This is a genomic window from Cognatiluteimonas weifangensis (genome assembly GCF_003416885.1).
Lineage (GTDB): Bacteria > Pseudomonadota > Gammaproteobacteria > Xanthomonadales > Xanthomonadaceae > Cognatiluteimonas > Cognatiluteimonas weifangensis.
In genome coordinates, this window is record NZ_QVPD01000002.1 from 264,133 (window position 1) to 290,745 (window position 26,613).

General features: G+C 73.0%; 23 protein-coding genes. 2 read left to right on the plus strand and 21 right to left on the minus strand.

What is annotated here, in order from left to right; all coding sequences use genetic code 11:
• Nucleotides 1-3,126, plus strand: coding sequence for an efflux RND transporter permease subunit (locus tag D0Y53_RS02895; protein WP_117201692.1), 3,126 nt, complete (start codon nt 1-3; stop codon nt 3,124-3,126).
• 172 nt (nt 3,127-3,298) lie between these two features.
• Here the strand turns inward: D0Y53_RS02895 and D0Y53_RS02900 are convergent, their stop codons facing one another.
• The 7 genes from D0Y53_RS02900 to D0Y53_RS02930 all read right to left on the minus strand — a co-directional run bounded on the left by D0Y53_RS02900 (nt 3,299) and on the right by D0Y53_RS02930 (nt 12,768).
• A complete protein-coding gene (locus tag D0Y53_RS02900) occupies nt 3,299-3,976 on the minus strand; it encodes a sensor histidine kinase (RefSeq protein WP_158550557.1) in 678 nt (225 codons plus the stop codon).
• Between the two features lie 119 nt (nt 3,977-4,095).
• Nucleotides 4,096-5,259, minus strand: coding sequence for a methyl-accepting chemotaxis protein (locus tag D0Y53_RS02905; RefSeq protein ID WP_117201694.1), 1,164 nt, complete (start codon nt 5,257-5,259; stop codon nt 4,096-4,098).
• A 53-nt stretch (nt 5,260-5,312) separates the two neighbouring features.
• Nucleotides 5,313-6,362 carry a protein-glutamate methylesterase/protein-glutamine glutaminase gene (locus tag D0Y53_RS02910; protein WP_117201695.1) on the minus strand — a complete coding sequence of 350 codons (1,050 nt, stop codon included), beginning with the start codon at nt 6,360-6,362 and terminating at the stop codon, nt 5,313-5,315.
• 20 nt (nt 6,363-6,382) lie between these two features.
• Nucleotides 6,383-6,982: a chemoreceptor glutamine deamidase CheD gene (cheD, locus tag D0Y53_RS02915; RefSeq protein WP_117201696.1), complete on the minus strand. Its 600-nt coding sequence runs from the start codon at nt 6,980-6,982 to the stop codon at nt 6,383-6,385.
• The gene (locus D0Y53_RS02920) at nt 6,979-7,845 is read right to left on the minus strand and encodes a CheR family methyltransferase (RefSeq protein ID WP_117201697.1); all 867 of its coding nucleotides are present in this window, start codon (nt 7,843-7,845) and stop codon (nt 6,979-6,981) included. Before D0Y53_RS02920 ends, cheD begins: the two co-directional genes overlap by 4 nt.
• A complete protein-coding gene (locus tag D0Y53_RS02925; protein WP_117201698.1) occupies nt 7,838-10,036 on the minus strand; it encodes a putative bifunctional diguanylate cyclase/phosphodiesterase in 2,199 nt (732 codons plus the stop codon). The genes D0Y53_RS02920 and D0Y53_RS02925 overlap by 8 nt, the downstream gene beginning before the upstream one ends.
• Before the next feature lie 59 nt (nt 10,037-10,095).
• Nucleotides 10,096-12,768, minus strand: coding sequence for a methyl-accepting chemotaxis protein (locus D0Y53_RS02930; RefSeq protein ID WP_325048060.1), 2,673 nt, complete (start codon nt 12,766-12,768; stop codon nt 10,096-10,098).
• 178 nt (nt 12,769-12,946) lie between these two features.
• Here D0Y53_RS02930 and D0Y53_RS12810 point away from each other — a divergent pair, with 178 nt between their 5' ends.
• Complete coding sequence (locus D0Y53_RS12810; protein WP_158550558.1) at nt 12,947-13,255, plus strand: energy transducer TonB; 309 nt, start codon at nt 12,947-12,949, stop codon at nt 13,253-13,255.
• A gap of 226 nt (nt 13,256-13,481) precedes the next feature.
• On the opposite strand, the gene D0Y53_RS02940 is transcribed toward D0Y53_RS12810, so the two are convergent.
• From D0Y53_RS02940 to D0Y53_RS03005, 14 genes are all read right to left on the minus strand, one after another.
• Nucleotides 13,482-13,988, minus strand: coding sequence for a chemotaxis protein CheW (locus tag D0Y53_RS02940; protein WP_117201700.1), 507 nt, complete (start codon nt 13,986-13,988; stop codon nt 13,482-13,484).
• Between the two features lie 70 nt (nt 13,989-14,058).
• Nucleotides 14,059-16,011: a chemotaxis protein CheA gene (locus tag D0Y53_RS02945; protein WP_117201701.1), complete on the minus strand. Its 1,953-nt coding sequence runs from the start codon at nt 16,009-16,011 to the stop codon at nt 14,059-14,061.
• A gap of 5 nt (nt 16,012-16,016) precedes the next feature.
• On the minus strand, nt 16,017-16,382 hold the full coding sequence (locus tag D0Y53_RS02950) for a response regulator (protein ID WP_117201702.1): 366 nt from the start codon (nt 16,380-16,382) through the stop codon (nt 16,017-16,019).
• Nucleotides 16,379-16,675 (minus strand): STAS domain-containing protein, encoded by a 297-nt coding sequence (locus D0Y53_RS02955; protein WP_117201703.1) that lies wholly within the window; start codon nt 16,673-16,675, stop codon nt 16,379-16,381. Before D0Y53_RS02955 ends, D0Y53_RS02950 begins: the two co-directional genes overlap by 4 nt.
• A gap of 117 nt (nt 16,676-16,792) precedes the next feature.
• Nucleotides 16,793-17,533, minus strand: a complete 741-nt coding sequence (locus D0Y53_RS02960) for a chemotaxis protein CheW (protein WP_117201704.1) — start codon at nt 17,531-17,533, stop codon at nt 16,793-16,795.
• Nucleotides 17,530-18,300, minus strand: coding sequence for a ParA family protein (locus D0Y53_RS02965; RefSeq protein ID WP_117201705.1), 771 nt, complete (start codon nt 18,298-18,300; stop codon nt 17,530-17,532). The genes D0Y53_RS02960 and D0Y53_RS02965 overlap by 4 nt, the downstream gene beginning before the upstream one ends.
• Entirely contained in the window at nt 18,300-19,385 is a 1,086-nt protein-coding gene (gene motD, locus D0Y53_RS02970; protein WP_117201706.1) for a flagellar motor protein MotD, read from the minus strand. Before motD ends, D0Y53_RS02965 begins: the two co-directional genes overlap by 1 nt.
• A 1-nt stretch (nt 19,386) precedes the next feature.
• Nucleotides 19,387-20,127, minus strand: coding sequence for a flagellar motor protein (locus tag D0Y53_RS02975; protein ID WP_117201707.1), 741 nt, complete (start codon nt 20,125-20,127; stop codon nt 19,387-19,389).
• A 181-nt stretch (nt 20,128-20,308) separates the two neighbouring features.
• Complete coding sequence (locus D0Y53_RS02980) at nt 20,309-22,123, minus strand: chemotaxis protein CheA (RefSeq protein WP_425477027.1); 1,815 nt, start codon at nt 22,121-22,123, stop codon at nt 20,309-20,311.
• Nucleotides 22,124-22,125: 2 nt separating this feature from the next.
• Nucleotides 22,126-22,740 (minus strand): protein phosphatase CheZ, encoded by a 615-nt coding sequence (locus tag D0Y53_RS02985; RefSeq protein ID WP_233511616.1) that lies wholly within the window; start codon nt 22,738-22,740, stop codon nt 22,126-22,128.
• Nucleotides 22,737-23,129, minus strand: a complete 393-nt coding sequence (gene cheY, locus D0Y53_RS02990) for a chemotaxis response regulator CheY (protein ID WP_117201708.1) — start codon at nt 23,127-23,129, stop codon at nt 22,737-22,739. The genes D0Y53_RS02985 and cheY overlap by 4 nt, the downstream gene beginning before the upstream one ends.
• Nucleotides 23,130-23,277: 148 nt before the next feature.
• Complete coding sequence (locus D0Y53_RS02995; protein ID WP_117201709.1) at nt 23,278-24,027, minus strand: RNA polymerase sigma factor FliA; 750 nt, start codon at nt 24,025-24,027, stop codon at nt 23,278-23,280.
• Nucleotides 24,024-24,899 (minus strand): MinD/ParA family protein, encoded by an 876-nt coding sequence (locus tag D0Y53_RS03000; RefSeq protein ID WP_117201710.1) that lies wholly within the window; start codon nt 24,897-24,899, stop codon nt 24,024-24,026. The genes D0Y53_RS02995 and D0Y53_RS03000 overlap by 4 nt, the downstream gene beginning before the upstream one ends.
• Nucleotides 24,886-26,613 carry a flagellar biosynthesis protein FlhF gene (locus D0Y53_RS03005; protein ID WP_117201711.1) on the minus strand — a complete coding sequence of 576 codons (1,728 nt, stop codon included), beginning with the start codon at nt 26,611-26,613 and terminating at the stop codon, nt 24,886-24,888. The genes D0Y53_RS03000 and D0Y53_RS03005 overlap by 14 nt, the downstream gene beginning before the upstream one ends.

A 26,613-nucleotide genomic window follows, 5' to 3' on the forward strand; every position in this document is an offset into this window, starting at 1 on the left:
ATGACGCTGTCCGACATCTCGATCCAGCGGCCGGTGTTCGCCACCGTGATGAGCCTGCTGCTGATCGTGCTCGGCATCATGGCGTACTCGCGGCTGACCCTGCGCGAGTTGCCGGCGATCGACCCGCCGATCGTGTCGGTGGACGTGAGCTATCCCGGCGCCTCGGCGGCGGTGGTCGAGACCCGCATCACCCAGGTGCTGGAGGACGCGCTGGCCGGCATCGAGGGCATCGAGACGCTGCAGTCGCGCAGCGTCAACGGGCGCTCGTCGGTGACCCTGGAGTTCACCCTCAACCGCGACATCGAGGCCGCCGCCAACGACGTGCGCGACGCCATCAGCGGCGTCGCCGACCGCCTGCCGGACGAGGCCGACCCGCCGGAGGTGGAGAAGGCCGACAGCGACTCGGACACCATCATCTGGCTCAACATGAGCTCGACCACGATGGACACGCTGCAGCTGTCGGACTACGCCGACCGCTACGTCGTGGACCGCCTGTCGAGCATGGACGGCGTGGCCCAGGTGCGCATCGGCGGCCGCCAGCGCTACGCGATGCGGATCTGGCTGGATCGCGACGCGATGGCCGCGCGCGGCATCACCGCCGGCGACATCGAGGACGCGCTGCGCGCCGAGAACGTCGAGCTGCCCGCCGGGCGGATCGAATCGCAGGACCGCGACTTCACCCTTCGGGTGGAGCGCGGCTACCAGTCGCCGCCCGACTTTGCCGCCATCCCGCTGCGCAAGGGCGCGGACGGCTACGTCGTGCGCCTGGGCGACGTGGCCAAGGTCGAGCTCGCCTCCGCCGAACGACGCGCCTACTACCACAGCAACGGCACCCCCAACATCGGCCTCGGCATCATCAAGACCTCGACCGCGAACGCGCTGGACGTCGCGCACGCGGCGCGGGCGATGGCGACCGAGATCCAGAAGTCGCTGCCGGAAGGCACCGACATCTTCGTCGCCTTCGACGACACCGTGTTCATCGAGGCCTCGATCGAACGCGTGCAGGCGACGCTGCTAGAGGCCATCGCGCTGGTGCTGCTGGTGATCTGGCTGTTCCTCGGCAGCTTCCGCGCGGCGATGATCCCGGCGCTCACCGTCCCGGTGTGCCTGCTCGCGGCGTTCATCCCGCTGTACCTGTTCGGCTACTCGATCAACCTGCTGACCCTGCTGGCGCTGGTGCTGTCGATCGGCCTGGTGGTGGACGACGCGATCGTGGTGCTGGAGAACATCCAGCGCCGCGTCGACCTGGGCGAGCCGCGGCTGCTGGCGGCGGTGCGCGGCACCCGCCAGGTGGCGTTCGCGGTGATCGCCACGACCACGGTACTGGTGGCGGTGTTCCTGCCGGTCGGTTTCATGGAGGGCAATACCGGGCGGTTGTTCCGCGAGCTGTCGGTGGCGCTCGCCGGCGCGGTCGCGCTGTCGGCCTTCGTCGCGCTGACCCTGACGCCAATGATGTCGTCCAAGCTGCTGCGCCCGCACAAGGACGAGAAGGCGAGCCGCCTGCACCGCTGGGTCAACGGCCGGCTGGATTGGCTGGCGACGCGTTACCGCGGCGCGCTGCAGCGGACGATCGGCAAGGTCTGGCTGGTCGGCGCGCTGATGCTCGCCGCCGGCGTGGCCAGCGTGGCGCTGTTCAAGCTGGTGCCGTCGGAGCTGGCGCCGGCCGAGGACCGCGGCGTGTTCTTCGTCTCGATCATGGGGCCGGAAGGCGCCGGTTACGACTACACCGTGGGCCAGGTCAAGCAGGTCGAGCGGATCTTCGCCCAGCGCGTGGGCGAGGGCGGGCCGATCCTGCGCTACAACAGCCGCGTGCCCGGCGGCTGGGGCGCCAGCGAGGAGATGCATACCGGCAGCGTCACCGTCTTCCTCAAGGACTGGACGGAGCGCACGCAGAGCACGGCCGAGGTGGCCGAGTCGCTGCGCCGCGACCTCGGCCGGCTGCCCGGCGTGCGCGCGCAGCCGCGCGTGGGCGGCGGCCTGGTCGGCAGCCGCGGGCAGCCGATCCAGATCGTGCTCGGCGGCCCGGAGTACGGCGAGATCGCGCGCTGGCGCGACATCGTCATGCGGAAGATGGAAGGCAATCCGGGTTTCTTCTCGGTGGATTCCGACTACAAGGAGACCCGCCCGCAGATGCGGGTGCGGATCGACCGCCAGCGCGCGTCCGACCTCGGCGTCAGCGTGTCCGAGATCGGACGCACGCTGGAGACGATGATGGGCAGCCGCCAGGTCACCACCTTCGTGCAGGAGGGCGAGGAGTACGACGTGCTGGTCCAGGCCGGCCGCGCCGGCCGCGCCGACCCGGCCGGGCTCGAGGCGATCCAGGTGCGCGCGCGCAACGGCGAGCTGGTGCCGCTCTCGAACCTGGTCACCCTCAGCGAACTCGCCGAGCCCGGCACGCTCAACCGCTTCAACCGCCTGCGCGCAATCACCATCAGCGCGGGCCTGGCGCCCGGCTACACGATGGGCGAGGCGCTGGCCTTCCTCGACGGCGTGGTCCGCACCGAGCTGCCCGACTACGCGCAGACGGACTGGAAGGGCGAGTCGCGCGAGTACCAAAAGGCCGGCAGCGCGGTGCTGCTGACCTTCGCGCTGGCGCTGCTGGTGGTGTACCTGGTGCTGGCGGCGCAGTTCGAGAGCTTCGTCCATCCGTTCGTGATCATGCTGACGGTGCCGCTGGGGGTGCTCGGCGCGCTGCTCGGGCTGTGGCTCACCGGCGGCACGCTCAACCTGTTCTCGCAAATCGGCATCGTGATGCTGGTCGGCCTCGCCGCGAAGAACGGCATCCTGATCGTCGAGTTCGCCAACCAGCTGCGCGACGCCGGCCGCAGCGTGCGCGAGGCGATCGTCGAGTCGGCCGGCGTGCGCCTGCGGCCGATCCTGATGACCTCGATCGCGACCATGGTCGGCGCGGTGCCGCTGGTCGCCGCCGGCGGCCCGGGCTCGGCCAGCCGCGCGACGATCGGCGTGGTGGTGATCTTCGGCGTCGGCTTCTCGACCCTGCTGTCGCTGTTCGTGGTGCCGGCGTTCTACGCGCTGCTGGCGCCGTACACGCGCTCGCCGAAGGCGATCGCGCACCAGGTGCGCACGCTGGACGAACAGGTGCGGCCGGTCGAAGACGAGGCGTGAACGGGCGCCCGCCGTGGAAGCCGCGCGCCGTCGGCGGCGCGCCCGCCTGCCACGTCCGCGCGGGCGAAGTCGGCGCGCCGGGTCCGCGGCGACGACGCCGGCAACCCGCACGACCGCGGTACCATCCGCGTGCGGCCGCGTTGCCGGCGGCGTGGCGGCAGCGACCGGCGGCCTAGCGACCGGAGAGCGGCATCCGCGCGCGCACGCGCGTGCCTGCGCCGGGCGCCGCGTCGATGGCGACGTGGCCGCCGACCTGCGCCGCGCGCTCGCGCATGGCGAGCAGGCCGGAACCGGGGGAAGCCTCCGGGGCGAAGCCCGCGCCGTCGTCGGCGACTTCGAGCAGCAGCTCCGCGCCCGCGCTGGAGAGCGAGACCACGACTTCGCTCGCGCCCGCGTGCCGCAGCGCGTTGCGCATCGCCTCCTCGGCGATGCGCGCGCAGGCGAGTTCGACCGCCGGCGCGGCGCGGTGGGGCAGCGGCGTCAACGCCAATGCCAGCCGCGGGCCGTCGCGGAACAGGCGCTCGGCCTGCCAGCGCAGCGCGGCTTCCAGCCCCAGCGCCTCCAGCGGCGGCGGCCGCAGGCGCGCGGAGAGCTCGCGCAGCGCGGCGACGGTCTGCTCGGCGGTGGCGATGATGTCCGCCGCCAGCTCGGCGCGGGCATCCGGCTCGTCTTCCTCCTGCAGCGCCATCGCGCCGAGCTTGATCGCCGCGAGCTGCTGGCCGATGTCGTCGTGCAGCGCGCGGGCGAGCGCGTGGAATTCGGCTTCCTGCACCGCGATCAGGCGGGCGACGAGGGCGCGCAACGCGTCCGCGGCGGGGGTGGCGGGATCCTGGCCTGCGGCAGTCGGCATGGCGGCAGTGTGCCGCAGTCGGCACGGCGGCGGCCAGTGCGGTCGCCGCATGCGCAGGCCGCTCCACGCCGTGGAGCGGCCTCGGGGATCCGTCGCCGGTACCGGCGGGCGGGAACGGATCAGAACAGTTCCACGCTGCCCGCATCCAGCGACTGCTGCATCACCGGTTTGTGCGGCGGCCGTTCCCACTCGCCGCGCAGTTCGCCGATCCGCTTGACCAGGCGGTAGATCGCCTGCTGGCGCTCGGCATCGTGCGGGCCGCTGCGGTGCAGCAGCTCGTTGAGCGCGGTTGCTTCGTGGTTGATCGCCGACAGCCGCTCCAGGTGCACGGTAGCGGCGGTCAGCGCCTGGGTGGCGATGTCCTCGAACTGCAGCGAGCGCACCGCCTCGGCAACCGAGCCGTCGATGCTGCTGCCGCAGGCCGCGATCTGGCGCATGCCTTGGCCGAGGCCGCGGTTGATGTCCTCGACCCGCTCCAGCATCGAGGCCGCCTCGACGCGCGCGTCGCGGGCGCGATCGAGGTCGCGCGAGGCCATCGTGCTGACCGTCTCGCGGACCCGCGCGATCGCGTCCTTGGAGCTGTGCGCGAGGCGCCGGATCTGGTCGTTGAACGCGGTCGAGCGCTCGGACAGGTTGCGCACCTCGTCGGCGACCACCGCGAAGCCGCGGCCCGCCTCGCCGGCGCGCGCCGCCTCGATCGCGGCGTTGAGCGCGAGCAGGTTGGTCTGGTCGGCGATCGACTTGACGTCCTCCAGCAGGGCGAAGATGCCGTCCAGGTGTTCGGCCATCGCGTCGATGTGGGTGACGGTCGTGGCGCTCTGGCCGCTGACCGCCTCCAGCGCGTCCACCAGCTGCTCCATCTGCTGGCTGGCGTGCTGGGCGAAGCGCGACACGTCCATGCCGCGCTCGTCGCCGTTGTGGTCGAGCATGCGCGCGACCACCTCGGACTGCTCGCGCGACTTGCGGTTCAGGGTGTCGAAGCTGCCGCCGAGCTTGGCGACCGCCTCGCGGACCAGTTCGCGGGTGCGCTCGATTTCCGTGCGCGAGCCCTGCACCTCGGAGCCGACGAAGTTGCGCAGTTCGTCGAGCAGGCGGGTCTGCTCGCGCAGCGCGTGACGGCTGACCGGATGCAGCGCGTGCCAGGCGAAGGCGAGCCAGGCCAGCGTCATCGCCACCAGCGCGCCCCAGTGCACGCCCGCGGGCCAGCCGAGGGCCTGGGCGAAGACGAACAGCGCGGTCAGGGCGAGGGGGGCGGCGAGGTGCAGCAGCGTGCGGCGGTCCATGGCGTCTCTTGCGCGGGGCTTGTCCCCGGTAACGGCGCGATGTGGGGGCTTCTTTAGCGGTCGACGGTGCCGCCGAGCAGACGCTGCGCGATCTGCGACAAGGGCAGCACTTCGCAGGCGGCATCCAGTGCGACGGCGGCGCCCGGCATGCCCCAGATCAGGCTGCTCGCCTCGTCCTGGGCGAGGGTCAGCGCGCCGGCCTCGCGCAGCGCCAGCAGGCCGCGTGCGCCGTCGTCGCCCATGCCGGTGAGCAGGGCGGCGGCGGCCTGCGCGCCGGCGCTGCGCGCGACCGACTCGAACAGCACGTCCACGCTGGGCCGGTGCCGGCGCTGCGGCGGATCGTCGCCCAGCCGGCCCCACCATTGGCCGCCGCTGCGCACCACCCGCAGGTGGCGGCCGCCCGGCGCGACGTAGGCGTGGCCCGGCTGCAGCGCGCGGTCGCTCTCCAGGTGCACGACCTGCATCGCGCTGTGGCGGTCGAGGCGTTCGGCGAAGGCGGCGCTGAAGCTGGCCGGGATGTGCTGCACGATCGCGGTCGGCGGCGCGTCGGCGGGCATCGCCGCAAGCACCGCGCGGATCGCCTCGGTGCCGCCGGCGGAGGCGCCGATCGCGATCAGCTTGCGGTCCGCGCGCGCGCCGCCGGCAGGCAGCGGCGCGCAGCGCAGCGCAGCGTCCGCCGGCTGCACGTGCGCGCGTGCCGCGGCACGGATCTTCGCGCGCAGGGCGGCGGCATAGGCGCCGAGGTCGCGCACCCCCAGCGGCTGCGGCTTGGCCATCATGTCCACCGCGCCCAGCGCGAGCGCCTCCAGGCCGGCCGGCGCGCCCTGCGCGGTCAGGGTCGACACCATCACCACCGGCATCGGCCGCAGCCGCATCAGGTTGCGCAGGAAAGTCAGCCCGTCCATGCCGGGCATCGCGATGTCGAGCGTGATCACGTCCGGCGCCAGGCGCTTGATCGCCTCGCGCGCGGTATAGGCGTCGGCCGCGGTGCCGACGACCTCGATCCCCGGGCCGTCGCCGAGCAGCTCCGCCAGCAACTGCCGCATCAGCATCGAGTCGTCGACGACGAGGACCTTGACGGGGGCGGCGGCGGGATCGTTCATGCGGGCGCGGGCGGCAGGACTCAGAACAGCTCGACGCTGCCGGCGGAGGGCGTGCGCGACAGGCGTTCGCGGTAGGCGCGCTCGATGTCCACCAGTTCGTGCCGGCGGGTCGCCGGCAGCCGGCGCACCAGCGCGCGTCCGGTCTGCGGGAAGAACGCGATCTTGCGCGGGTGGATGTCGCCGAGATCCTGCGCCAGCAGCGGGATGCGCTCGGCGGCGAGGTAGTCGACCACGAAGCGGGCGTTGCGCGAGCCGATCGGGTCCTGCATGCCGCGCAGCACGTTGCCGCCGCCGAACGCCTTGGCCTGCAGCCGCGCACGCCGCGCACCGCGCTTGAGCAGGTCGTTGATCAGCAGTTCCATCGCGTGCGCGCCGTAGCGCGCGCTGCCGTCGGCGAAGCGGCTCGCGCCGCCGGTGTCGGGCAGCATGAAGTGGTTCATGCCGCCGACCCCGAGCAGCGGGTCGTACACGCAGGCGGCGACGCAGGAGCCGAGCAGGGTGACCAGCGCGAGCGGCTCGTCGCTGACCGCGTAGTCGGCGGGCAGCAGTTTGATCGCCTCGGTCTTGAGCGCAGCGTCGTAGTAGCGCCCCGGTGCGACGCTGGCGGCGAGCGCACTCATGCCCGCTCCGTCGCGTGGTAGGTGGTGCGGCCGCAGGAGGCGACCAGGTCGGCCGCGTGGGTGAAGCTCTCCGAATGCCCGGCGAACAGCGGCGCGCCCGGCGCCAGCAGCGGCACGATCCGCGCCAGCACCGCGCGCTGGGTCGGCTTGTCGAAGTAGATCATCACGTTGCGGCAGAACACTGCGGCGAAGCCGCCGCGCAGCCCGTAGTCGTCGTCCAGCAGGTTGAGCGGGCGGAACTCGACCAGCGCGCGCAGCTCCGGCTTGACCCTGCAGAGCCCCTCGTTGGGCCCGCTCCCCTTCAGGAAGAAGCGGCGCCGGCGCTCCGGCGAGACCGACGCGATGCGCTCCAGCGGATAGACGCCGGCGGCCGCGGTCTCCAGCACCTGGGTGTCGATGTCGGTTGCGAGCACGCGCACCGGCGGCGTCGCGCTGCCGAAGGCCTCGCAGGCGGTCATTGCGATCGAATAGGGTTCCTCGCCGGTGGAGGCGGCGCAGCACCAGATCGTCGCCGGCGGGCGCGCGTTTTCGCGCAGCAGCGCGGCGAGGGTGTCGAAGTGGTGCGGCTCGCGGAAGAACGCGGTGAGATTGGTGGTGAGCGCGTTGACGAAGGCCTGCGCTTCGGCCTCGTCGTCCTCGACCAGGTCGAGGTAGGCGTGGAAGTCGGTCAGGCCCAGCATGCGCAGGCGGCGCGCCAGCCGGCTGTAGACCATGTCGCGCTTGTGCTCGCCGAGGTGGATGCCGGCGCGCGCGCGGATCAGGGCGACGATCCGCCGGAAATCGCGGTCGTGCAGGGTGAAGGCGCGCTGGCCCCGCGCCTTGCCGGGCGATTCCGTGCGCGCGCCGGCGGTGGCCTCAGGCATGGCCGGCGACCGACATCTGCTGCAGCGAGGCGCTGCGCAGGCGCGCGGCCAGCCAGCGCGCGAACTCGCGCGGCGGCAGCGCCGGCGAGTACAGGTAGCCCTGCGCCTCCTGGCAGCCGAGGCCGTGCAGCAACTCGGCCTGCTCCCGCGTCTCCACGCCTTCGGCGATCACCCGCAGGTCGAAGTTGCGCGCGATCAGCAGGATCGAGCGCACGATCGCCGCGTCGCCGCGGTTGGCCAGGATGTCGCGCACGAAGGAGCGGTCGATCTTGACCCGGTCCACCGGCAGCCGGCGCAGGATCGACAGCGAGGCGTAGCCGGTGCCGAAGTCGTCGTAGGCGACGCGGATGCCGCGCGCGCGCAGCGCCGCCAGCGCGTCGGCCGCGCTGCCGTCGTCGTCGCCGAGCGCGATCTTCTCGGTCAGCTCCAGTTCCAGGTGCGCGGCGGTCAGGCCGCTGCGGGTGAGCGCATGTTCGACCTCGTTCGGCAGCCGCTCGTGGTCGAGCTGGACCGGGAACAAATTGACGCCGACCGCCAGCCGGCGGCCGTCGACGATCGGCCAGGTCGCCGCGTCCTGGCAGGCACGTTCGAGGATCCAGCGGCCGACCGCCGGCCCGACCGAACTTTGCGCGAGCGCGTCGATGAACTTGTCCGGCGCCAGCAGGCCGCGCTGCGGATGACGCCAGCGCAGCAGCGCCTCGGCGCCGGTCGGCATGCCGGTGGAGAGACAGACTTGCGGCTGGTAGTGCAGCTCGAACTCCTCGTCGCGGCAGGCGCGGCGCAGTTCGAGGTCGAGCTGGCGCCGGTCCAGCGCCTCGGTGCGCATGCCGGGTTCGAAGTAGCACAGCTGGCGGCCGCCGTTGCGCTTGGCGCGCTGCATCGCCAGGTCGGCGCGGGCGATCAGTTCGTCGCTGCCGGCGGTGGCGTCGGCCATCGCCGCGCCGACGCTGGCCTCGATGTGGACCATGTGCTGGTCGACCTGGCAGGGGCGCGCGAGCTCGAGCAGCACCGCACGCAGCTGGGCGTCGATCGCCTCGCCGTCGGTCTGCGGATACAGCAGGGCGAATTCGTCGCCGCCGAAGCGCGCGAGCTGTGCGCCCGCGGGCAGCCCGGCCTGCAGGCGCGCGGCGACCACCTGCAGCACGGCATCGCCGATGGTGTGGCCGAGGGTGTCGTTGATGGTGCGGAAGCTGTCCAGGCCGACCAGCGCCACCCCGAGCGGGTGGGCGCCCCCGGCGAGCAGTGCCGACAGTGCCGACAGGAACGCGGTGCGGCGCGACAGGCCGGTCAGTTCGTCCTTCGACGCCATGCGCGCCTGACGCGCGCGCAGCATGCGCTGGCCGGTGACGTCGTGCAGCAGCAGTGCCATGCCGCGCTGTTCGTCGGCGTGCCAGGGCAGGCGCGTCGCCTCCAGCGTGCGCACGCCGCCATCGCGGGTGGCGATGCGCAGGTCCCGCGTCTCCGGCATGCCCGCCCCGACGCCGGGGTGCAGTGGCGCGCGCAGCCAGTCGGGCAGGCCGTCGGCGTCGCGCTGCAGGTCGTCGGGAAACAGCGACGCGAGCGCCGCGCCGGCGGCGATCGTGCCGTCGAACAGTTCCGCCGCCGCCGCGTTCGCGTGGCAGACCACGCCATCGGCATCGGCGACGATCACCGCGCGGTAATCGTCGTGCGCCAGCCGCTCGGCGATGCGCTGGCTGCGCTGCAGCAGGCGCTGTTCGACCAGTCGCGCGGCGATCCGCGCCAGTTGCCGGATGCCGGCGAGGGTGCCGTCGTCCACTTCCGTGCGCGCTTGCCGGTCGGCGACGTTCAGCACGCCGAGCGTGCGTCCCCGGGCGTCGAGCAGGGCGGCGCCGAGGTAGAAGCGGATGCCGTCCTCGCGCAGCACCAGCGCGTCGTTGCGGAAGCGCGCGTCGGCGCGGGCGTCGCCGACCTGCAGCAGCGGCGTGCGCGGGCCCAGCGCGCGGCAGATCGCGTGCTCGCGCGGAATCGCGGCGACCCCTTCCAGCCCGCGCTGTGCGGCGATGCGGAAATGCGCGCCATCCGCGATCGCGATGCTGGCGAAGGGCGTGTCCAGCAGGCGCGCCGCCATGCCGACCAGGTCGTCCAGCTCGTCCGCCGCCTGCGCCGCGTCCGGCGCGGTACCGGGTGGCGATGGCGCGTGGTCGGAGTCGGGCATCGTGGCGTGCGCCATGGGAAACGTCCGTGAGGGGAGCAGGCGGCGCCGTTGCGCCGCCGCGGTGCGGCGGGGGATCAGAATTCCTGCCAGGCGTTGTCCTCGGTGCCGGCCATGACCGGTTGCGGGCGGCGCACGCGGCTGGCGGCGCGGCCCGGCGCGGGCGGCGCGGCCGGGCGGCGCGTGCGCGGCACCGGCATGTCCACCACTGCGGCCTGCGGGCGTTCGACCTGCGCCAGGCGGGCGGCGTCGACGTGGAACACGGCGACCGTCTCCACCAGTTGCTCGGCCTGCTGCTCGAGGCTGCGCGCGGAAGCGGACGCCTCCTCGACCAGCGCCGCATTTTGCTGGGTGCCCTCGTCCATCGACGCGATCGCCTGGTTGACCTGGTCGATGCCTGCGCTCTGCTCGGCGGAGGCGGCGGCGATCTCGGCGATGATGTCGGTCACGCGCTTCACGCTCTGGACGATGTCGCCCATCGTGCGGCCGGCGCGGTCCACCAGCGACGAACCTTCCTCGACCTTGCCGACCGAGTCGGTGATCAGCGCCTTGATCTCCTTGGCGGCGTTGGCCGAGCGCTGCGCCAGCGAACGCACTTCCGAGGCGACCACCGCGAAGCCGCGGCCCTGCTCGCCGGCGCGCGCGGCCTCGACCGCGGCATTGAGCGCGAGGATGTTGGTCTGGAAGGCGATGCCGTCGATCACGCCGATGATGTCGGCGATCTTCTTCGACGAGTGGCTGATCGCGCTCATGGTGTCGACCACCTGGCCGACCACCGCGCCGCCCTGTTCGGCGACGTCCGCCGCGCCGAGCGCGAGCTGGTTGGCCTGGCGCGCGTTGTCGGCGTTCTGGCGCACGGTGGAGGTGAGTTCCTCCATCGAGGACGCGGTTTCCTCCAGCGAGGCGGCCTGCTGCTCGGTGCGCTGCGACAGGTCGTTGTTGCCGGCGGCGATCTCGCCGGCGGCGGCGTTGATCGCATCGCTGCCGATGCGGATCCGGGCAACGATCTGGGTCAGCTGCTCGACGGTGCGGTTGGCGTCGGCGGCGAGGCGGCCGAACTGGCCGGGCAGGTCGGTCTCGATGCGGCGGTTGAGGTCGCCGTCGGCGATCGCCGAGAGCAGGGTACCGACCTCGGCGAGGCCGCCGTCGGCGGTCGCCATCAGTGCGTTGAGCGCCTCGACCAGCTCGCGGTAGACGAAGGCGAAGCGCTCGGCGTCGCCTCGGCGGCTGAAGTCGCCGGCCACCGCCGCGTCCACCAGCGCCTTGATCTCGGCGTTGATCGCCAGCATGCCGGCCTTGACCGCGTCCACCGCCTTGGTGATGCGCGCCTTCTCGCCGGGATAGCGCTCGATGTCCTGCGACAGGTCGCCCTGCGCGTAGGCGCTGACGATGTCGATCACGCGCATGTTCACGTCGATGTGCGAACCGACCAAGGTGTTGATCTCGTCGGCCATTACCCCGAACGCGCCATCGAAGGACTCGGTCTCCAGGCGCTCGCTGATCTGCCCGGCCTGGTGCGCCTCGAACAGCCGGCGCTGCGCCTGTTCGAAGCTGCGCAGGGTGCCGATCGCCGATTCCAGGCTGTCGGCGATGCCGCGCAGCTCGTCGCGGCTGCGCACGTCGACGGCCTGCGGGAACTGGCCGTGGGCGAGCAGTCCGGCGGCCTCTTCGATCTCGTGCAGCGAGCGCCGGGTGTTGCGGGTGAAGCCGAGGAACAGGTAGCCGGTCAGCAGCAATACGCTGAGGACGATCGCGAGGGTCAGCGTCTGGCGCCGCTCGAGCGTGGCGATCTGGATGGCCGCCGCCTTGTCCAGCGCGCGGTTGGCCGCGCCCAGCGCGGCGGCCACCGCCTGCCGGGTCTGCTCGACCTGGGCGCCCATCTTCGCCACCGGCAGGTTCGGCGTCTCCGCGTCCAGCACGTGGGTCTGCAGCGCGGCGTTCTGCCGGCGCACCGCGGCCAGCGCGGCGTCCAGCGGCTTGGCGAGCACCGCGGCGACGTCCGGCGCGGCGGCAGCGGCGTTCTTCTGCTCCAGCGCGAGCCGCGCGTGGACGTAGTCCTCCATGTTGCGCGCGACCGCGAGGCCGGTGCGGTCGTCCACCCAGATCGCGCCTTCGCCGAGCACGCGCACGCCGATCAGGCCCTGCTGCGCGGCGTATTCGCCGAGCGTGGGCACCCATTCGGCGGCCGCGCGCCCCATGTAGGACACGCCGGGGTCGGTCGCCAGCGACAGCCGGCTGGCTTCGGACAGATGGCTCATGGCCTCGCCGACGCGGCGGATCGCGGCGTCGTGGTCGGCGATCGCCTGCATGGCGTCGTCGTGGGCGGCGGCAGCCTTGGACCACGCGGCGCGGACCGCCGCCAGCGGCTTGTCCAGACCCTTGCCGGCCATCGTCTGCTTTTGCCAGGCGTCGAAGGCCTCGATCTGCCGGGCGACCTCGGCGCCGGCCGCCCGCACGGCGGCCGGATCGATCCGGTCCTTGGCCGAGCGCCGCACCACCAGCTGCGAGTGCCGCTGCATCGCCAGCATCGTCTGCTGCAGCTGCGCCAGGCCGGCGACGCCGGTGCGCTGCAGGCGCGCATCGGCGAGCTCGGCGTTGGCGCGTACCTCGATGATCCCGGCCAGCACGGCGCAGGTGACGAGAAAGGATGCGCCGATCACCATCGCCTTGTGGCCGAAACGCAGGCGCGCCATCAGGCGGGTGGAGGGCGCCAGCAGGCGGTCTAGGAGCGGGGAAGTGGAACGGAGCATGCGGGCCTCTGACGGCGAGGAACACCCGGATCGGGTCACTCCTGCAGCATCGGCCCGCAGCGGACGAACTTTAGTCGGGGACGGGATGCGGGCACTGCGTCACGCTTTCGCGCACGCGTGCTCAAGCTTTGCGCGGACGCGCCGATGCCGGGGATGTCTGCAAGCCCGGAGCTTTCCCATGCGCCATCTCTTCGCTGCCGCCGGCCTGATGCTGCTCGCGGTGTCCTTCGCCACCCCGGCTTCCGCCGACCTCAAGCCGATCAAGCGGGTCGAGCCGAAGTACCCTGTCGACGCGATACGTTCCGGTACCCAGGGCTTCGTCGAGCTCGAGTTCACGGTCGACGCCGACGGCAAGGTGATCAGCGTGTCGGTGGTCAACGCGCGCCCCTCGCGCACCTTCGAGAAGGCCGCGGTGGCCGCGGTCAAGCAGTGGCAGTTCGGCCCGGGCGGCGGCCGCGGCAAGGTCCGTCTGGACTTCAAGCTGTGAGCTGAGCGCTTCGCAGGGGGAACGGGAACGCACCTTCGGGTGCGTTTTCCTTTTGCGCGACGAATGAGCGGCCCTTGGTCCCCGCGCCGGGCGCGGCGGCCTCTCCCGCGGGCGGGGGCAGGCGCCGCCGACTGCGAATGCGCGGCTCCCCTCCTTCCCGCTTGGGGGAAAGACCGGGGTGGGGGAGAGTGTCCGGAGCCGCAAGGACGGCGTCCCCGCCGTGCGCTCAGGCCGCCTCGGTCTCCAGCGCGTCCAACGCCTCGGCGACCAGGCCCATCTCGGCGCTGGTCATCAGCCGCTCGATGTCGATCAGGATCAGCATGCGTTCGTCGACCAGGCCGATGCCGGTGAGGAACTTGCGGTCGATCGCGCTGCCGGCCAGGTCCGGCACCGCGCTCACCCGCGCAGCGTCGAGCTGGAGGACGTCGGACACCGCGTCCACCACCATCCCGACCACGCGCTGGCCGACATTGAGCACGATCATCACCGTGGTCGGGCCGTACTCGGCGTGCTCGAGGCCGAACTTCACCCGCATGTCCACCACCGGCACGATCAGGCCGCGCAGGTTGATCACGCCCTTGATGTAGTCGGGCGCCTCCGGCAGGCGGGTGACCGTGTCGTAGCCGCGGATCTCCTGCACCTTGAGGATGTCCACGCCGTATTCCTCGGCGCCGAGGGTGAAGGTGAGGTACTCGCAGGCGGGAGCGGTGTCGGTGGCGGCAGGTGTGCTCATGGGGACATTCGACGCGATGACAGCCACGGCAACGGCCGAGGCGCGGGATTCTTGAACCGGCGCACGGCGCTCATGCCGCCGCCGGCAGCCGCAGCGCGGCGCCCAGGTCGCCCGCGTCCACGATCAGCGCGACCCGGCCGTCGCCGAGGATGGTCGCGCCGGAGACGCCGGCCACGCGCCGGTAGTTCGCCTCGAGGTTCTTGACCACCACCTGCTGCTGGCCGAGCAGGGCGTCGACCTCCAGCGCCAGCCGCCGCTCGCCGCTTTCGACCACGACCGCGATGCCGGCGCCCTCGCGGGGGCGCGCGGGCAGGCCGTAGAACGCGGCCAGGTCCACCAGCGGCATGCATTCCTCGCGCAGGCGCAGCACGCGGCCGTTGCCGGCGATCGCGTGCACGTCGCCCGGCGCCGGTTGCAGCGACTCGACCACGGTGTTGAGCGGGACGATGAAGACCTCGCCGCCGACCGCGACCGACATGCCGTCGAGGATGGCCAGGGTCAGCGGTAGCTTGATCGCCACGGTGGTGCCGGTGCCCTTGCAGCTGCGGATCTCGACCTGGCCGCCGAGCGCCTGGATGTTCTTGCGCACCACGTCCATGCCGACGCCGCGGCCGGACAGTTCGGTGAGCTGCTCGGCGGTGGAGAAGCCGGGCGCGAACACCAGGTCCCAGACCTGCGCGTCGCTGGGGTTCTCCGGTACCGGGATGTTGCGTTCGGCGGCCTTGCGCAGGATCCGCTCGCGGTCCAGGCCGCGGCCGTCGTCGCTGATCTCGATCGCGATGTGGCCGCCCTGGTGCGCGGCCGACAGGCTCAGCGTGCCGGTCTCGTCCTTGCCGGCGGCGCGGCGCTCGGCCGGCGATTCGAAGCCGTGGTCGATGGCGTTGCGGACCAGGTGCACCAGCGGGTCCACGATCTTCTCGATCATGCCCTTGTCGAGCTCGGTGCCCTCGCCGGCGGTGCGCAGGCGCACTTTCTTGCCGAGCCGCGAGGACAGGTCGCGCACCATCCGCGGGAAGCGGCTGAAGGCGAACTCGACCGGCAGCATGCGCACGCCCATCACCGCCTCCTGCAGGTCGCGGGTGTTGCGCTCGAGCTGCTCGAGGCCGGCCAGCAAGGATTCGTGTGCGACCGGATCGAGGCCCGCCGAGCGCTGGCGCAGCATCGCCTGGGTGATGACCAGCTCGCCGGCCAGGTTGATCAGCGCGTCGATCTTGGTGACCGCGACGCGGATCGAACCGTCGGTGTCGGACGCGCGCTGGGAGAACTGCGCGACGTTGCCGGCGCCGGCGCCGCCGTCGGCGGCGGGCGCGGGCTGCGCCGCGACCGCCTCGATCGCGAGTTCGCACTCGTCCTCGACCCAGGCGAAGGCCTCGGCGATCGCGTTGCGCGGCACCGTGCCCGGCAACTCCAGGTCCCAGGCCAGGTAGGCGGCGTGCGGGTCGAGCTCGGCGAAGGGCGGCAGGCGCTCGTCGCGGCAGCGCGCCGTCACCGGACCGTGCTCGGCGAGTTCGCGCAGGATGCGCAGCGGGTCGTTGCCGCCGAGGAACAGCGACGGCGCGGGCGCGAAGCCGACGGTCCAGCGCTCCGGCGCCGCGTCCGCAGCCTTGGCCTCCGTCCCCGCGGCCGCGCCGACGCCGGCGCCGCCCGCGAGCATGCGCTCCAGCCCGCCGCGCGCGCGCGCCAGCGCGACCTCGTCGATCGCATCGCCGTGCTCGGCCGCGGCCAGCAGGCCGTGCAGCACGTCTACCGCCGCCAGCAGCGCGCCGATCGCCTCGCTGCCGAGCGTGCGCTTGCCGCCGCGGGCCTCGTCCAGCAGCGTCTCCAGCAGGTGGGTGAGGTCGGTGATGGAGGAGAAGCCGAAGGTCGCCGCGCCGCCCTTGATCGAATGCGCGGCGCGGAACACCACGTGGATGGTCTCGCCGTCGCCCTGCGCCGACTCCAGCGCGAGCAGCCCGCGCTCCATCGCCGCGAGGTTCTCGCGGCTCTCCTCGAAGAACGCGGCGTGGAACTGGCGGATGTCCATCGGGTCTAGCCGAGCACCTTGCGCACGGTGGCCAGCAGCTGCTCCGGATCGAACGGCTTGACCAGCCAGCCGGTCGCGCCGGCGGCCTTGCCTTCCAGCTTCTTGTCGCCGCCGGACTCGGTGGTCAGCATCAGCAGCGGGGTGAACTTGTAGTTGGGCAGCGCCCGCAGCTGGCGGATCAGCTCGATGCCGTCCATGCGCGGCATGTTGACGTCGGTCACCACCGCGTCGAAGCGTTGCTCGCGGGCGATGTCCAGCGCCGCCTGCCCGTCCTCCGCCTGTTCGACGGCGTAACCGCCGGAGGTGAGCGCGAAGCTCACCATCTGCCGCATGGAGGTGGAATCGTCGACGATCAGCAAACGGGCACTCACTCGGTCTCTCCGGCGTCTTCTGCGGATGGCAGGCCCAGGCTGGCAGCCAGCGCGAGGTCGCGCGCCGCCTGCGCCAGCGTGGGCGAGGGTTGGGTGATGGTGGTCGCGCAGCCGCGCGCCGCGCGATCGCGCACGAAGGCGTGCAGCAGCTGCACCCCCGCGGTGTGCACGCGCCGCACCTCGCCGCCGCCCAGCGCCAGCGGCTCGGCGTCCTCGAGGTGCGGCAGCAGCGCCGTATGCAGTTCGGCGACGTGCTCGATGCCGAGATCGGGTTGCAGCGGGATCTCGATCATGGACAGGACTCCGGCCGGCCGTGGAAGATGGGGTGGGTCGGAACCATTAACGGCGCCCGGACGCCGGACTTGAGCCGTTCCGGTTCCGGCGTCCCGGACGCGGCACGTGCCCGCCGATCACTCGAACAGCGCATTCGCGTCCAGCAGTACCGTCGGCACCGCGCCCGGGCGGGCGACGCCGATCGTGGCGCGGTCGGCGGTGCGGCGCCGGTGGGTGCCGGGGCGGTAGGGCGGTTCGACCTGGTCGTGGGTGAGGCTGACGACGTCGTCCACGCTGGTCACCAGCAGGCCGATCAGTTCGTCGTGGCGCTCGATCACGACGATGCGGGCGCGTTCGTCCGGGTCCACCGCGCCGGCATGCAGCCAGCGGCCGAGGTCCCAGACCGGGACGATGCGGCCGCGCAGGTTCATCACGCCGAGCACGGCCTCGGCGGCGCCACGCATGACGACGATCGGCGCCAGCCGCACCACTTCCTGCACGCGCAGCAGTTCGAGCGCGTAGCGGTCGCCGTCCACGGACACGCGCAGCCAGCGGGCGGGTTGCGCCTGCGGCGTCGGCTCGCCGGCGTCGTTGCCGGAGACGGACGGCGCGTGAGGCGCCGCGGCCGATACCGCGGCGGGCGATGGCTCCGCGCGTGCGCGTACCGCGGGCGGTGCGGAAGGCGCGGGCGGCAGGGCGGGAGCGGGTGCCGCCGGCTCGGCGCGGCGCGCCACGGCGTGGTCGGCGGCGGCGATCGGCACGGCCGTTGCGGCAGTGATGCGCGCGGTTTCCGCCACCGGCTCCAGCAATGCATCGATGTAGTCGTTCACCTCCACGTCGTGCGGATGGGAGAGGGCGAGGCGGTCGGTCGCGTTCATGCCGCCTCCTGCCGTTCGCTCTCGTCGCGCAGCAGCCACGCCAGTGCGCGTGCATAGGCTTCCAGGCCGCGCGTCTCCGGCAACTCCGCCGCGGCCAGCGCGTGCGCGTCGCGCAGACGGGTGTCCATCGGCACCACGCCGGGCCAGACGCGGTCGCCGTGGCGCTCGCGCAGTGCCTCCAGACTCTGCACGCCCGAGCGCGTGCGACGGTCGAACAGGGTCGGCAGGATGTGCCGCGGCAGCGTGCGGCGGCGCGAGCGCTGGACCATGTCGGTGGTGCGCAGCATGTCGGCGAGGCCGTGCAGGGCGAGTGGATCCGTCTGCGTCGGGATCACCAGGCGATCGGCGGCGGCGAGCGCGTTCACCATCAGCAGGCCGAGGGTGGGCGGGCAGTCGAGCAGGGCGTAGTCGTAGTCGTGGCGCACCGCGTGCAGGGCGCGGCCGAGGGCGAGGCCGAGGCCGGGCTGGGTCGCGCCGCGTCGTTCCAGGGTCGCCAGCGCAGGCTGCGCGGCGACCAGCTGCAGGTTGCGCACGGCGGTGTCGCGGCGCACCGTGGAAATGTCGGCGGCGCGCGCGGCGAACAGGTCGTGGCTGCCGGCCGGCGGCGGGTCGGAAGGCACGCCGAAGGTGCGGGTCAGCGAGGCGTGCGGATCGAGGTCGAGCAGCAGCACGCGCGCGCCCTTGCCGGCAAGGCCGCGCGCCAGGCACAGCGAGGTCGTGGTCTTGCCCACGCCGCCCTTCTGGTTGGCGATCGCCCAGGCCTGCATCACTGCATCCCCGCGCGCGGAGCGCCGCCGATGCGCTGCGCCTGCGTGCCGGGCAGCGCGCCCGTGCCGGCCGCCGGCTGCCGGGCTGCCGGCGTGTCGTGGGCGAGCGTGATCGTGTCCGCGGACGGCGGCGCGTCGCGCGTCGGCGCCGCCGCCGCGGCGGGCGCCGGTTCCTGCATCGCGTCGCCCGTGTCGGCGAGCACGGTCTCCGGGCCGATCGCGTCCACGCCCTGCGGCGCGGCGAGGATCACCAGCAGCACACGGCGGTTGGCATTGCGGCCTTCCGGGGTGCGGTTGTCGGCGACCGGCTGCTGCTCGCCGTAGCCGACCACCGCCAGCTGCGCCGGCGCCACGCCGTGCGCGATCATCACGTGCACGACGCTCGCGGCGCGCGCGGCCGACAGCTCCCAGTTGGAATTGAACTGCCAGGTGTGGATCGGCTTGTTGTCGGTGTAGCCCTCCACGCGCACGGCGTTGGGTTCGTCGCGCAGGATCTTCGCGATCTCGGCGATGGTGCCGCGCGCCTTGGCGTCCGGCACCGCCACGCCGCTGGCGAACAGCACGTCGCTCTGGATCTCGACCTCGAGGTAGGTGCGCGCCCGGCGCACGGTGACCAGCTTGCGCCGGACCAGCCCGGACAGGGCCTGCTGCAGGCGGTCGCCGAGCACGCGCAACTGCTCGCCATGCCCGTCGCTGCCGGCGCCGCTGCCCTTGCCCTGCTGCGGCTTGCGCCAGGCATGGGCGAAGGTCGGCAGGTCCAGCACCTGGCGTATGGTCTTGACCTCCACCGGCGGCGGCGCGGCCGGGCCGCTGGTCTTGGCCCCGGGCGTGGCCAGCGAGGGGCGGTCGAAGGCGGAACCGCGCAGCTGCTGGCGGCCGAGCTGGATCGGCGCGATCGTGCGCGGGGTACCGCCAAAGGCGGCCGACATCGCGTCGGCGAGCACCCGGTACTTGCCCTCGTTGATCGAGGACACCGCGTACATCACCACGAAGAAGGCCAGCAGCAGGGTGAGCAGGTCGGCGTAGGGGATCGCCCATGCCTCGTGGTTCTGGTGCTCCTCGTGCTGCGGGTGCCGGCGCGCCATGTCAGTGCACGAAGCCGTTGAGGCGGGTTTCGATGTTGCGCGGATTCTCGCCCTGGGCGATCGCGATCAGGCCCTCGATGATCATCTCGCGCTCGGCGGTCTGGCCGTGGATCACGCCCTTGAGCTTGCTCGCCATCGGCAACAGCATCAGGTTGGCCGCGCCGATGCCGTAGATCGTCGCGGTGAACGCGGCGGCGATGCCGTGGCCGAGCTTGGTCGGATCGGCGAGGTTCTTCATCACCGCGATCAGGCCGAGCACCGCGCCGATGATGCCGAGCGTGGGCGAGTAGATGCCCATGCCTTCGAACACCTTGGCCGCGGCGAGGTCGCGCTGGCCCTGGCCCTGCAGTTCGATCTCCAGCATTTGCCGGATCGCCTCGGGCTCGACGCCGTCCACCACCATCTGCAGGCCCTTCTTCAGGAAGGGGTCCGGCTGCGCCTCGACCTGCGCCTCCAGCGCCAGCAGGCCCTGCTTGCGCGCCACCGTGCTCCATTCGACGATCTGCCGGATCACCGCGCCGCGGTCCTGCGCCGGCGGCCGGAACACCCAGCGCACGATCTTCATCGCGCGCCGGAAGGTGTCCAGCGGCGTCTGCAGCAGGATCGCGGCGATGGTGCCGATGATCACGATCACGAAGGCGGCCGGCGACCACAGGCTGGCCAGCCCGGCGCCCTTGAGCACGCTGCCCCCTATCAGTGCCCCGATCGCGAGCACGACGCCGATGATGCTGAGTCGGTCCATTGCCTGTGTTATCGGTTGCGGGGCGGGGGGACTTGAGGTGGATGGCGGCGCGGTGCGGGCCGCGATCGCAGGGCCGCGCCGTGTCGCGGCGCGGCTGCGGCGTGCGGGGGAGCGGCCGCCGTGCCGGGCTGGAGTCCGCCGGCGGGCGTCCGGCCGGGACGGAGGCGAGGGTGGCGAAGGCTCAGCGCTCCTTGCCCAGCCCGGTGCGCAGCAGGCCGTCCACGTCCAGGATCAGCGCCATCCGGCCGTCGCCGACCAGGCTGGCGCCGGCGTAGCCGGGCAGGCCGCGCAGGGTGCGCGGCAGCGCCTTGATCACCACTTCCTCGCGGCCGCGCACGCGATCCACGGCGAGGCAATAGCGCTGCTCGCCGGATTGCAGCACCACGCAGGTCTGCGCCGACAGCGGCGCTTCCGGCAGGCCCAGCCAGACGCGCAGGCTGAGCAGCGGCAGCGGGCGCCGGCGCAGGTCGAGCATCGGCTGGCCGTCCAGCACCATCGGCCGGCCCGGATCCGAAGACAGCACCTCCACCACCCGTACCAGCGGCAGCGCGTAGACGTCGTCCTCCAGCTCCACCAGCAGGGTCGGCAGGATCGCCAGGGTCAGCGGCACGCGGATGGTGAAGCAGGTGCCGTGGCCGATTTCCGACTGGATCTGCACGCTGCCGCTGAGCTCGCGGATCCTGGACTGCACGACGTCCATGCCGACGCCGCGGCCGGACAGGTCGCTGACCTCGCTGCGGGTGGAGAAGCCGGGCAGGAAGATCAGCTGCAGGCATTCCTCGGGCGACAGCCGCGCCGCGCCCTCCTGGTCGATCAGGCCCTTGTCGCAGGCGCTGCGGCGCAGTTTCTCGGGGTCGATGCCGGCGCCGTCGTCGCGCACCACGATCGAGACGTGGTCGCCCTCCTGCTGCGCCGACAGCCGCACCGTGCCGCTCTCCGGCTTGCCCGCGGCCAGGCGCTGCGCGGGCGCCTCGATGCCGTGGTCGATCGCGTTGCGGACCAGATGCACCAGCGGGTCGGACAGCGCCTCGACCAGGTTGCGGTCGAGCTCGGTGTCGGCGCCCTCGACCACCAGCTCCACCGACTTGCGCAGTTGCCGGGCGACGTCGCGCGCCAGCTTGGGGAAGCGCGAGAACACGCGGCCGACCGGCTGCATGCGCGCCATCATCACGGCCGACTGCAGGCGCGAGGTGGCGACGTCGAGCGAGGTCACCGCGCGGTCCAGTTCCTCGTCGCGCAGGCGCGGGCGGATCGTCTTCAGCCGGTTGCGCGCGAGCACCAGTTCGCCGACCAGGTTGATCATCGCGTCCAGCCGGCGCACGTCCACGCGCACGGTGGTGTCGGATTCGCCGGCGACGGCGCGCGCCGGGCGCGCGGCGGGGTGCGATGCGACCGCCACCGGCGCCGGCGACCCTGCGGGCGGCGACGCGGCAGCCGCCGGCGCGGGAGCCGCCGGCGCGGGCGTGGAGCCGGGCACGCCGCCCTTGCCGTGCAGGCTGTCGAGCAGGGCCTCGAAATCGAAGTCGTCCTCCACCGGATCGGCGGCGCGCTCGACCGCGACCGCCACCGCGACCGGCGTCGGCGGCGCGGCGGCGGGTGCGGAGGCGGCCGGCGCGGCTGCCGGCAGGCGCAGCGCATCCAGCAGACTTTCCGGCGGCGGCTGCAGCGTCACGCCCGTCGCCACCGCGTCGAGCATGTCGGCGAGCAGGTCGATCGCCTGCTGGGTCGCGTCGAAGGCGCCGGCGTCGAGTGTGCGCTCGCCGCTGCGCGCGGCGTTGAGGCGGTCCTCGACCGCGTGGCAGACGCTGACCATCTGCGGAAAGTCGAGGAAGCCGGCGCCGCCCTTGATGGTGTGGAAGCCGCGGAACACGGTGTTGAGGCAATCGCGGTCGTCCGGCGTGTGCTCCAGCACGACCATCTGCTCGCCGAGCTGGGAGACGATCTCGCGCGCCTCGACCAGAAAGTCGGCGCAGATGCCGGATTCCACCGTGCCCACCGCTACAGCCCCAGCGAGGACAGCAGCTGGTTGGCCTCGTCCTGGGTGGCGGGCGCCGCGTCGAGGCCGGCGACCGCGGGGCCGTAGCCGTGCCCGCGCGCGCGCAGCTGCAGCGGGCGCGCGTCGGCCAGCGCGCCGCCGAGGCCGGCGTGGACCTGGCGCACGAGGTCGACCACGCGCAACAGGATCTGGCCATTGAGGTCCTGGTAGCCCTGCGCCGCGGTCATCTCGGCGAGGCGGCTGCGGATGCCGGTGAGCGCCTCGGCCTGCTGCGGGCTTTGCGACGGCGGCAGGGAGCCAAGCAGGGCGCGGCATTCCTCGATCATGCCCAGCGTGCGGTGGCTGGCGTCCTCGCTCACGCAGACCACGTGCTCGAGCCGCGCGCAGGCGTCCGGCAGCGCCTGGCCGATGCCGGACGGGGCGCCGTCGCCGAGCGCGTGCGACAGTTCCTGCGCGAGCCGCGCCAGACCCTGCACCAGCGGCTGGCTGCGCCATTCGATCAGCGCGTCGACGTGCGCGCGCCAGGCGGACTCGTCGTCGTGCTCGATCGCCCGCAGCGCCGCGCGCATGTGGCGGACCATCTGCTGGCGCGCGTCGCGGTCCGCGGCATCGGTCACGCGGCGTTCTCCAGCCGCTCGAAGATCTTGGCCAGCTTGTCGCTCAGGGTCGCCGCGGTGAACGGCTTGATCACGTAACCGTTCACGCCGGCCTGGGCGGCCTCGATGATCTGCTCGCGCTTGGATTCGGCGGTGACCATCAGGACCGGGATCTTGGCCAGGGCGGGGTCGGCGCGGATCTGGCGCAGCAGGTCGATGCCGGGCATGCCCGGCATGTTCCAGTCGGTGATGACGAGGTCGAACGGGCCCTTGCGCAGCTCGGCCAGCGCGGTGGTGCCGTCGTCCGCCTCGGCCGTGTTGAAGAAGCCGAGGTCGCTGAGCAGGTTCTTGACGATGCGGCGCATGGTCGAGAAGTCGTCGACGATGAGGATGTGGATGTTCTTGTCCATGGCGGGAAGTCGGGTTCGTCGGAGGGGCTATCGGCCGGCGGTGGTGGAACTTGAGGCGGGGCGGCGCGCGTCGCCCGATGCGGCCGCGCGGGCGCGGGGCGGCCGGGCCGGGTGCTGTCCGGCGCCCCCGCGGGCCCCGTCGGGCCGGTCAATCGTCATCCGCCGCCTCGCCGCGCCATTCGCCCAGCCGCGCGCGCAGGCGCAGCATCGCCTGGCCATGGATCTGGCACACGCGCGACTCGCTGACCTTGAGCACCGCGCCGATCTCGCGCAGGTTCATCTCCTGCTCGTAGTACAGCGAGAGCACCAGCTGCTCGCGCTCGGGCAGGCCGGCGATCGCCTCGCCGAGCGCGCCGCGGAAGGCGAGGTCCTCGAACGCGCGCTGCGGCGTCAGGCCGTCGTGGCGGGCGAAACGCGGCTCGCCGTCGTGGTCCTCGATCTGCTCGTCCAGGCTCAGCAGCTGGCCGCGCGCCGCGTCCTCCAGCATCGCGTGGTAGTCGGCCAGCGACACGCCGAGGGCGGCGGCGACCTGCTGCGCGGTGGCCGCGCGCCCGGTGCGCTGCTCGACTTCCCGGGTGGCGGCGACCACGTCCCGGTAGCGTCGGTGCACCGAGCGCGGAACCCAGTCGCCGCGCCGGATCTCGTCGATCATCGCGCCGCGGATGCGGATCGAGGCGTAGGTCTCGAACGACGCGCCCTGGTCGGCCTGGAAATTGCGCGCGGCCTCGATCAGGCCGAGCATCCCGGCCTGGATCAGGTCGTCGACCTCCACGCTCGACGGCAGCCGCGCAGCGAGGTGGTGGGCGATGCGGCGCACCAGTTCGGCGTGGCGCTCGACGATCTGCGCGGCGTCCGCGTTGCTTTGCGCGCGATAGGCGGCGGCCGCGGTGGCGTTCATGCGGCGGCGCTCCGGGCCGGCGCGGACACCAGCCGCTCGAGGAAGAATTCGACGTGTCCGCGCGGACCCGCCGGCGCCTGCCATTGCGACGCGCGGCGCGCGATCTCGCGGAAGGCGAGCGCGGACGGACTGGACGGGAACGCCTCGACCACCGCCTCCTGGCGCTGCACCGCGCGGCGCAGCCACTCGTCGCGCGGGATCGCGCCGAGGTAGGACAGGGTGACGTCGAGGAACCGCGAGGTGACCCGCTCCAGCTTGTCGAACAACTGGCGGCCCTCGGCCGGGTGGGCGACCTGGTTGGACAGTACCTGCACCCGGTTCACGCCGCGCTCGCGGCTGAGCACCTTGATCAGCGCGTAGGCGTCGGTGACCGAGGCGGGCTCGTCGCAGACCACCACGATCACGTCCTGCGCGGCCTGGCAGAAGGTCAGCACGCCGTCGGCGATGCCGGCGGCGGTGTCCACCACCATCGCGTCGATCGGCAGGTCGAGCTGCGAGATGGCGTGCACCAGGCCGACATGCTCGCGCGCGGACAGCTCCGCCATGTGCCGCTTGCCGGAGGCGGAGGGCACCACCCACAGCCCGCCGGGGCCTTCGAGCACGGTGTCGGCGAGTTCGCAGCGGCCCGCCATCACGTCGGCGAGGGTGAAGCGCGGCGACAGGCCGAGCATCACGTCGACGTTGGCGAGGCCGAGGTCGGTGTCCAGCAGCAGCGTGCGCTGGCCGGCGTTGGCCAGCGCGAGCGACAGGTTGACCGACACCGAGGTCTTGCCGACGCCACCCTTGCCGCTGGCGACGGCGATCACGCGGACCGGCTTGTGGCTGGCGTTGCGCGGCGTCTCGGTGCTGGCGATGGCATCAGGCGACGGCATGACGGTCCTCGGTGGCAAGGGGGTTGTCGGCGGCGCGGCGGAGCTTTTCCAGCGCCTGCACCAGGCGCGTCGGGTCGGCGGCCTCGATGTCGCCCGGCACCTGCTGGCCGCAGGTGGTGTAGGCGAGGCTGAGGTTCTGCCTGGCCAGCAGCGAGAGCGCGGCGCCCAGGCGCCCGGTCTCGTCGATCTTGGTCAGGACCACGCCTTCCGGCGAGGCCGAGCGGTAGCGGCGCGCGACCTCGGCGAGGTCCTGCGGGTGGGCGTTCGCCGGCAGCACCAGCAGGCTGCGCACGCGGCGCGCGGTGCGCAGCCACAGGATCTGGCCGAGCAGGGCGCGGTCGCGCATCGCGTAGCCGGCGGTGTCCACCAGCACCAGCGGGTAGTCGACCAGTTGCGCGAGCGCGGCGTTGATGCCTTCCGGGCCTTCCGCCTCGCACACGGTGATGCCCAGCCGGCGGCCGAGCGAATGCAGCTGCTCGCGCGCGCCAGGGCGTTCGGTGTCGGTGGTGACCAGGGCGACGTCGCGCGCGCGGTGGCGCTCGGCGAAGCGCGCGGCGAGCTTCGCCGCCGTGGTGGTCTTGCCGGCGCCGGTCGGGCCGACCAGGGCGATCACGCCGCCGTCGTCGATCGGCTCGGCGCGCTGCACCGCGATCGCGCGCGCGAACTCGTCGAGCATGGCGGTGCGCGCCTGCGCCGGGTCCATGCGCGCATCGATGCGGCTGGCGAGGGTTTCGGCGAAGGCCTCGTGGCAGCCGTAGCCGACCAGCGCGTCGAACACCGCGGCGCGCGCGGGCGAGCCGCGCAGGCGCTCGACCGCGAGCTCGCCCATCTGCTTCTCGATCAGCGCACGCATCGCCGCGAGCTCGGCGCGCATCGCGTCCAGCGCGGGGTCTTCTGCGGGCACGGCGCGCAACACCGGTGCGGGTGCGGCGTCTTCCGTCGCATCGGCGATGTCGGTTTCGTTGGCGGCGGCGACCGCGGCGACCTGCACCGGCGCGACCGGCGCCGGGTCGGGCTGCGCTCCGACCGGCCCGGGCTGGGTGGACGTTTCGACCGGCTGCGGTGCGGCGGCATGCGCTTCGCCGGCGGCGTTGCGATCCAGGCGCAGCACGTCGGCGAGGCGCGCGGCGGGTTCGGGCGTCGCGCTCTGCGACGCCGGCGGCGCGATCGGCTCGGGCGTCGGCTGTGTGGCGGGCATGGCCGCGGCCGGCAACACGACGCCCTCGCGGCCTTCGGCCTCGACCAGGCGTGCGAGCAAGGCGCGGAATTCGTCGCCCTCGCGCATGCCCGGCAGCGCGGGCGCGGGCTGTGCGGGCCGGGCCGGCGGCGCTGCCTGCGCCCGCGGTTGCGGACACTGCGGCGCACGGCGGTCCTGTGCAGGGTGCTGCGCCTGTGCCGTGCGCAGGCCGCCGGCGAGCGCGGCGATCATCGCGTCGGCGCGCGACGCGGGCGCGGCATCGGTCGGCTCCTCCGGCGCCGTGCTCGGGTTCGCGCGGGCCTGGCGGATCGGCACCACCGGCGCCGGCTCCGCGGCGGGCGTCGCCGCGCGCAGCGCCTGCTGCACCAGCGCCTCGTCGTAATCGGTGGCGGAGACGACCTCGATGCCGCCCTCGGTCGGGCGGTTGGACAGGATGACGGCGTCGGGTCCCTGCTCCTCACGCACCAGGCGCAGGGCGGTGCGCATGTCGGGGGCGACGAAGCGTTTGATCTTCAT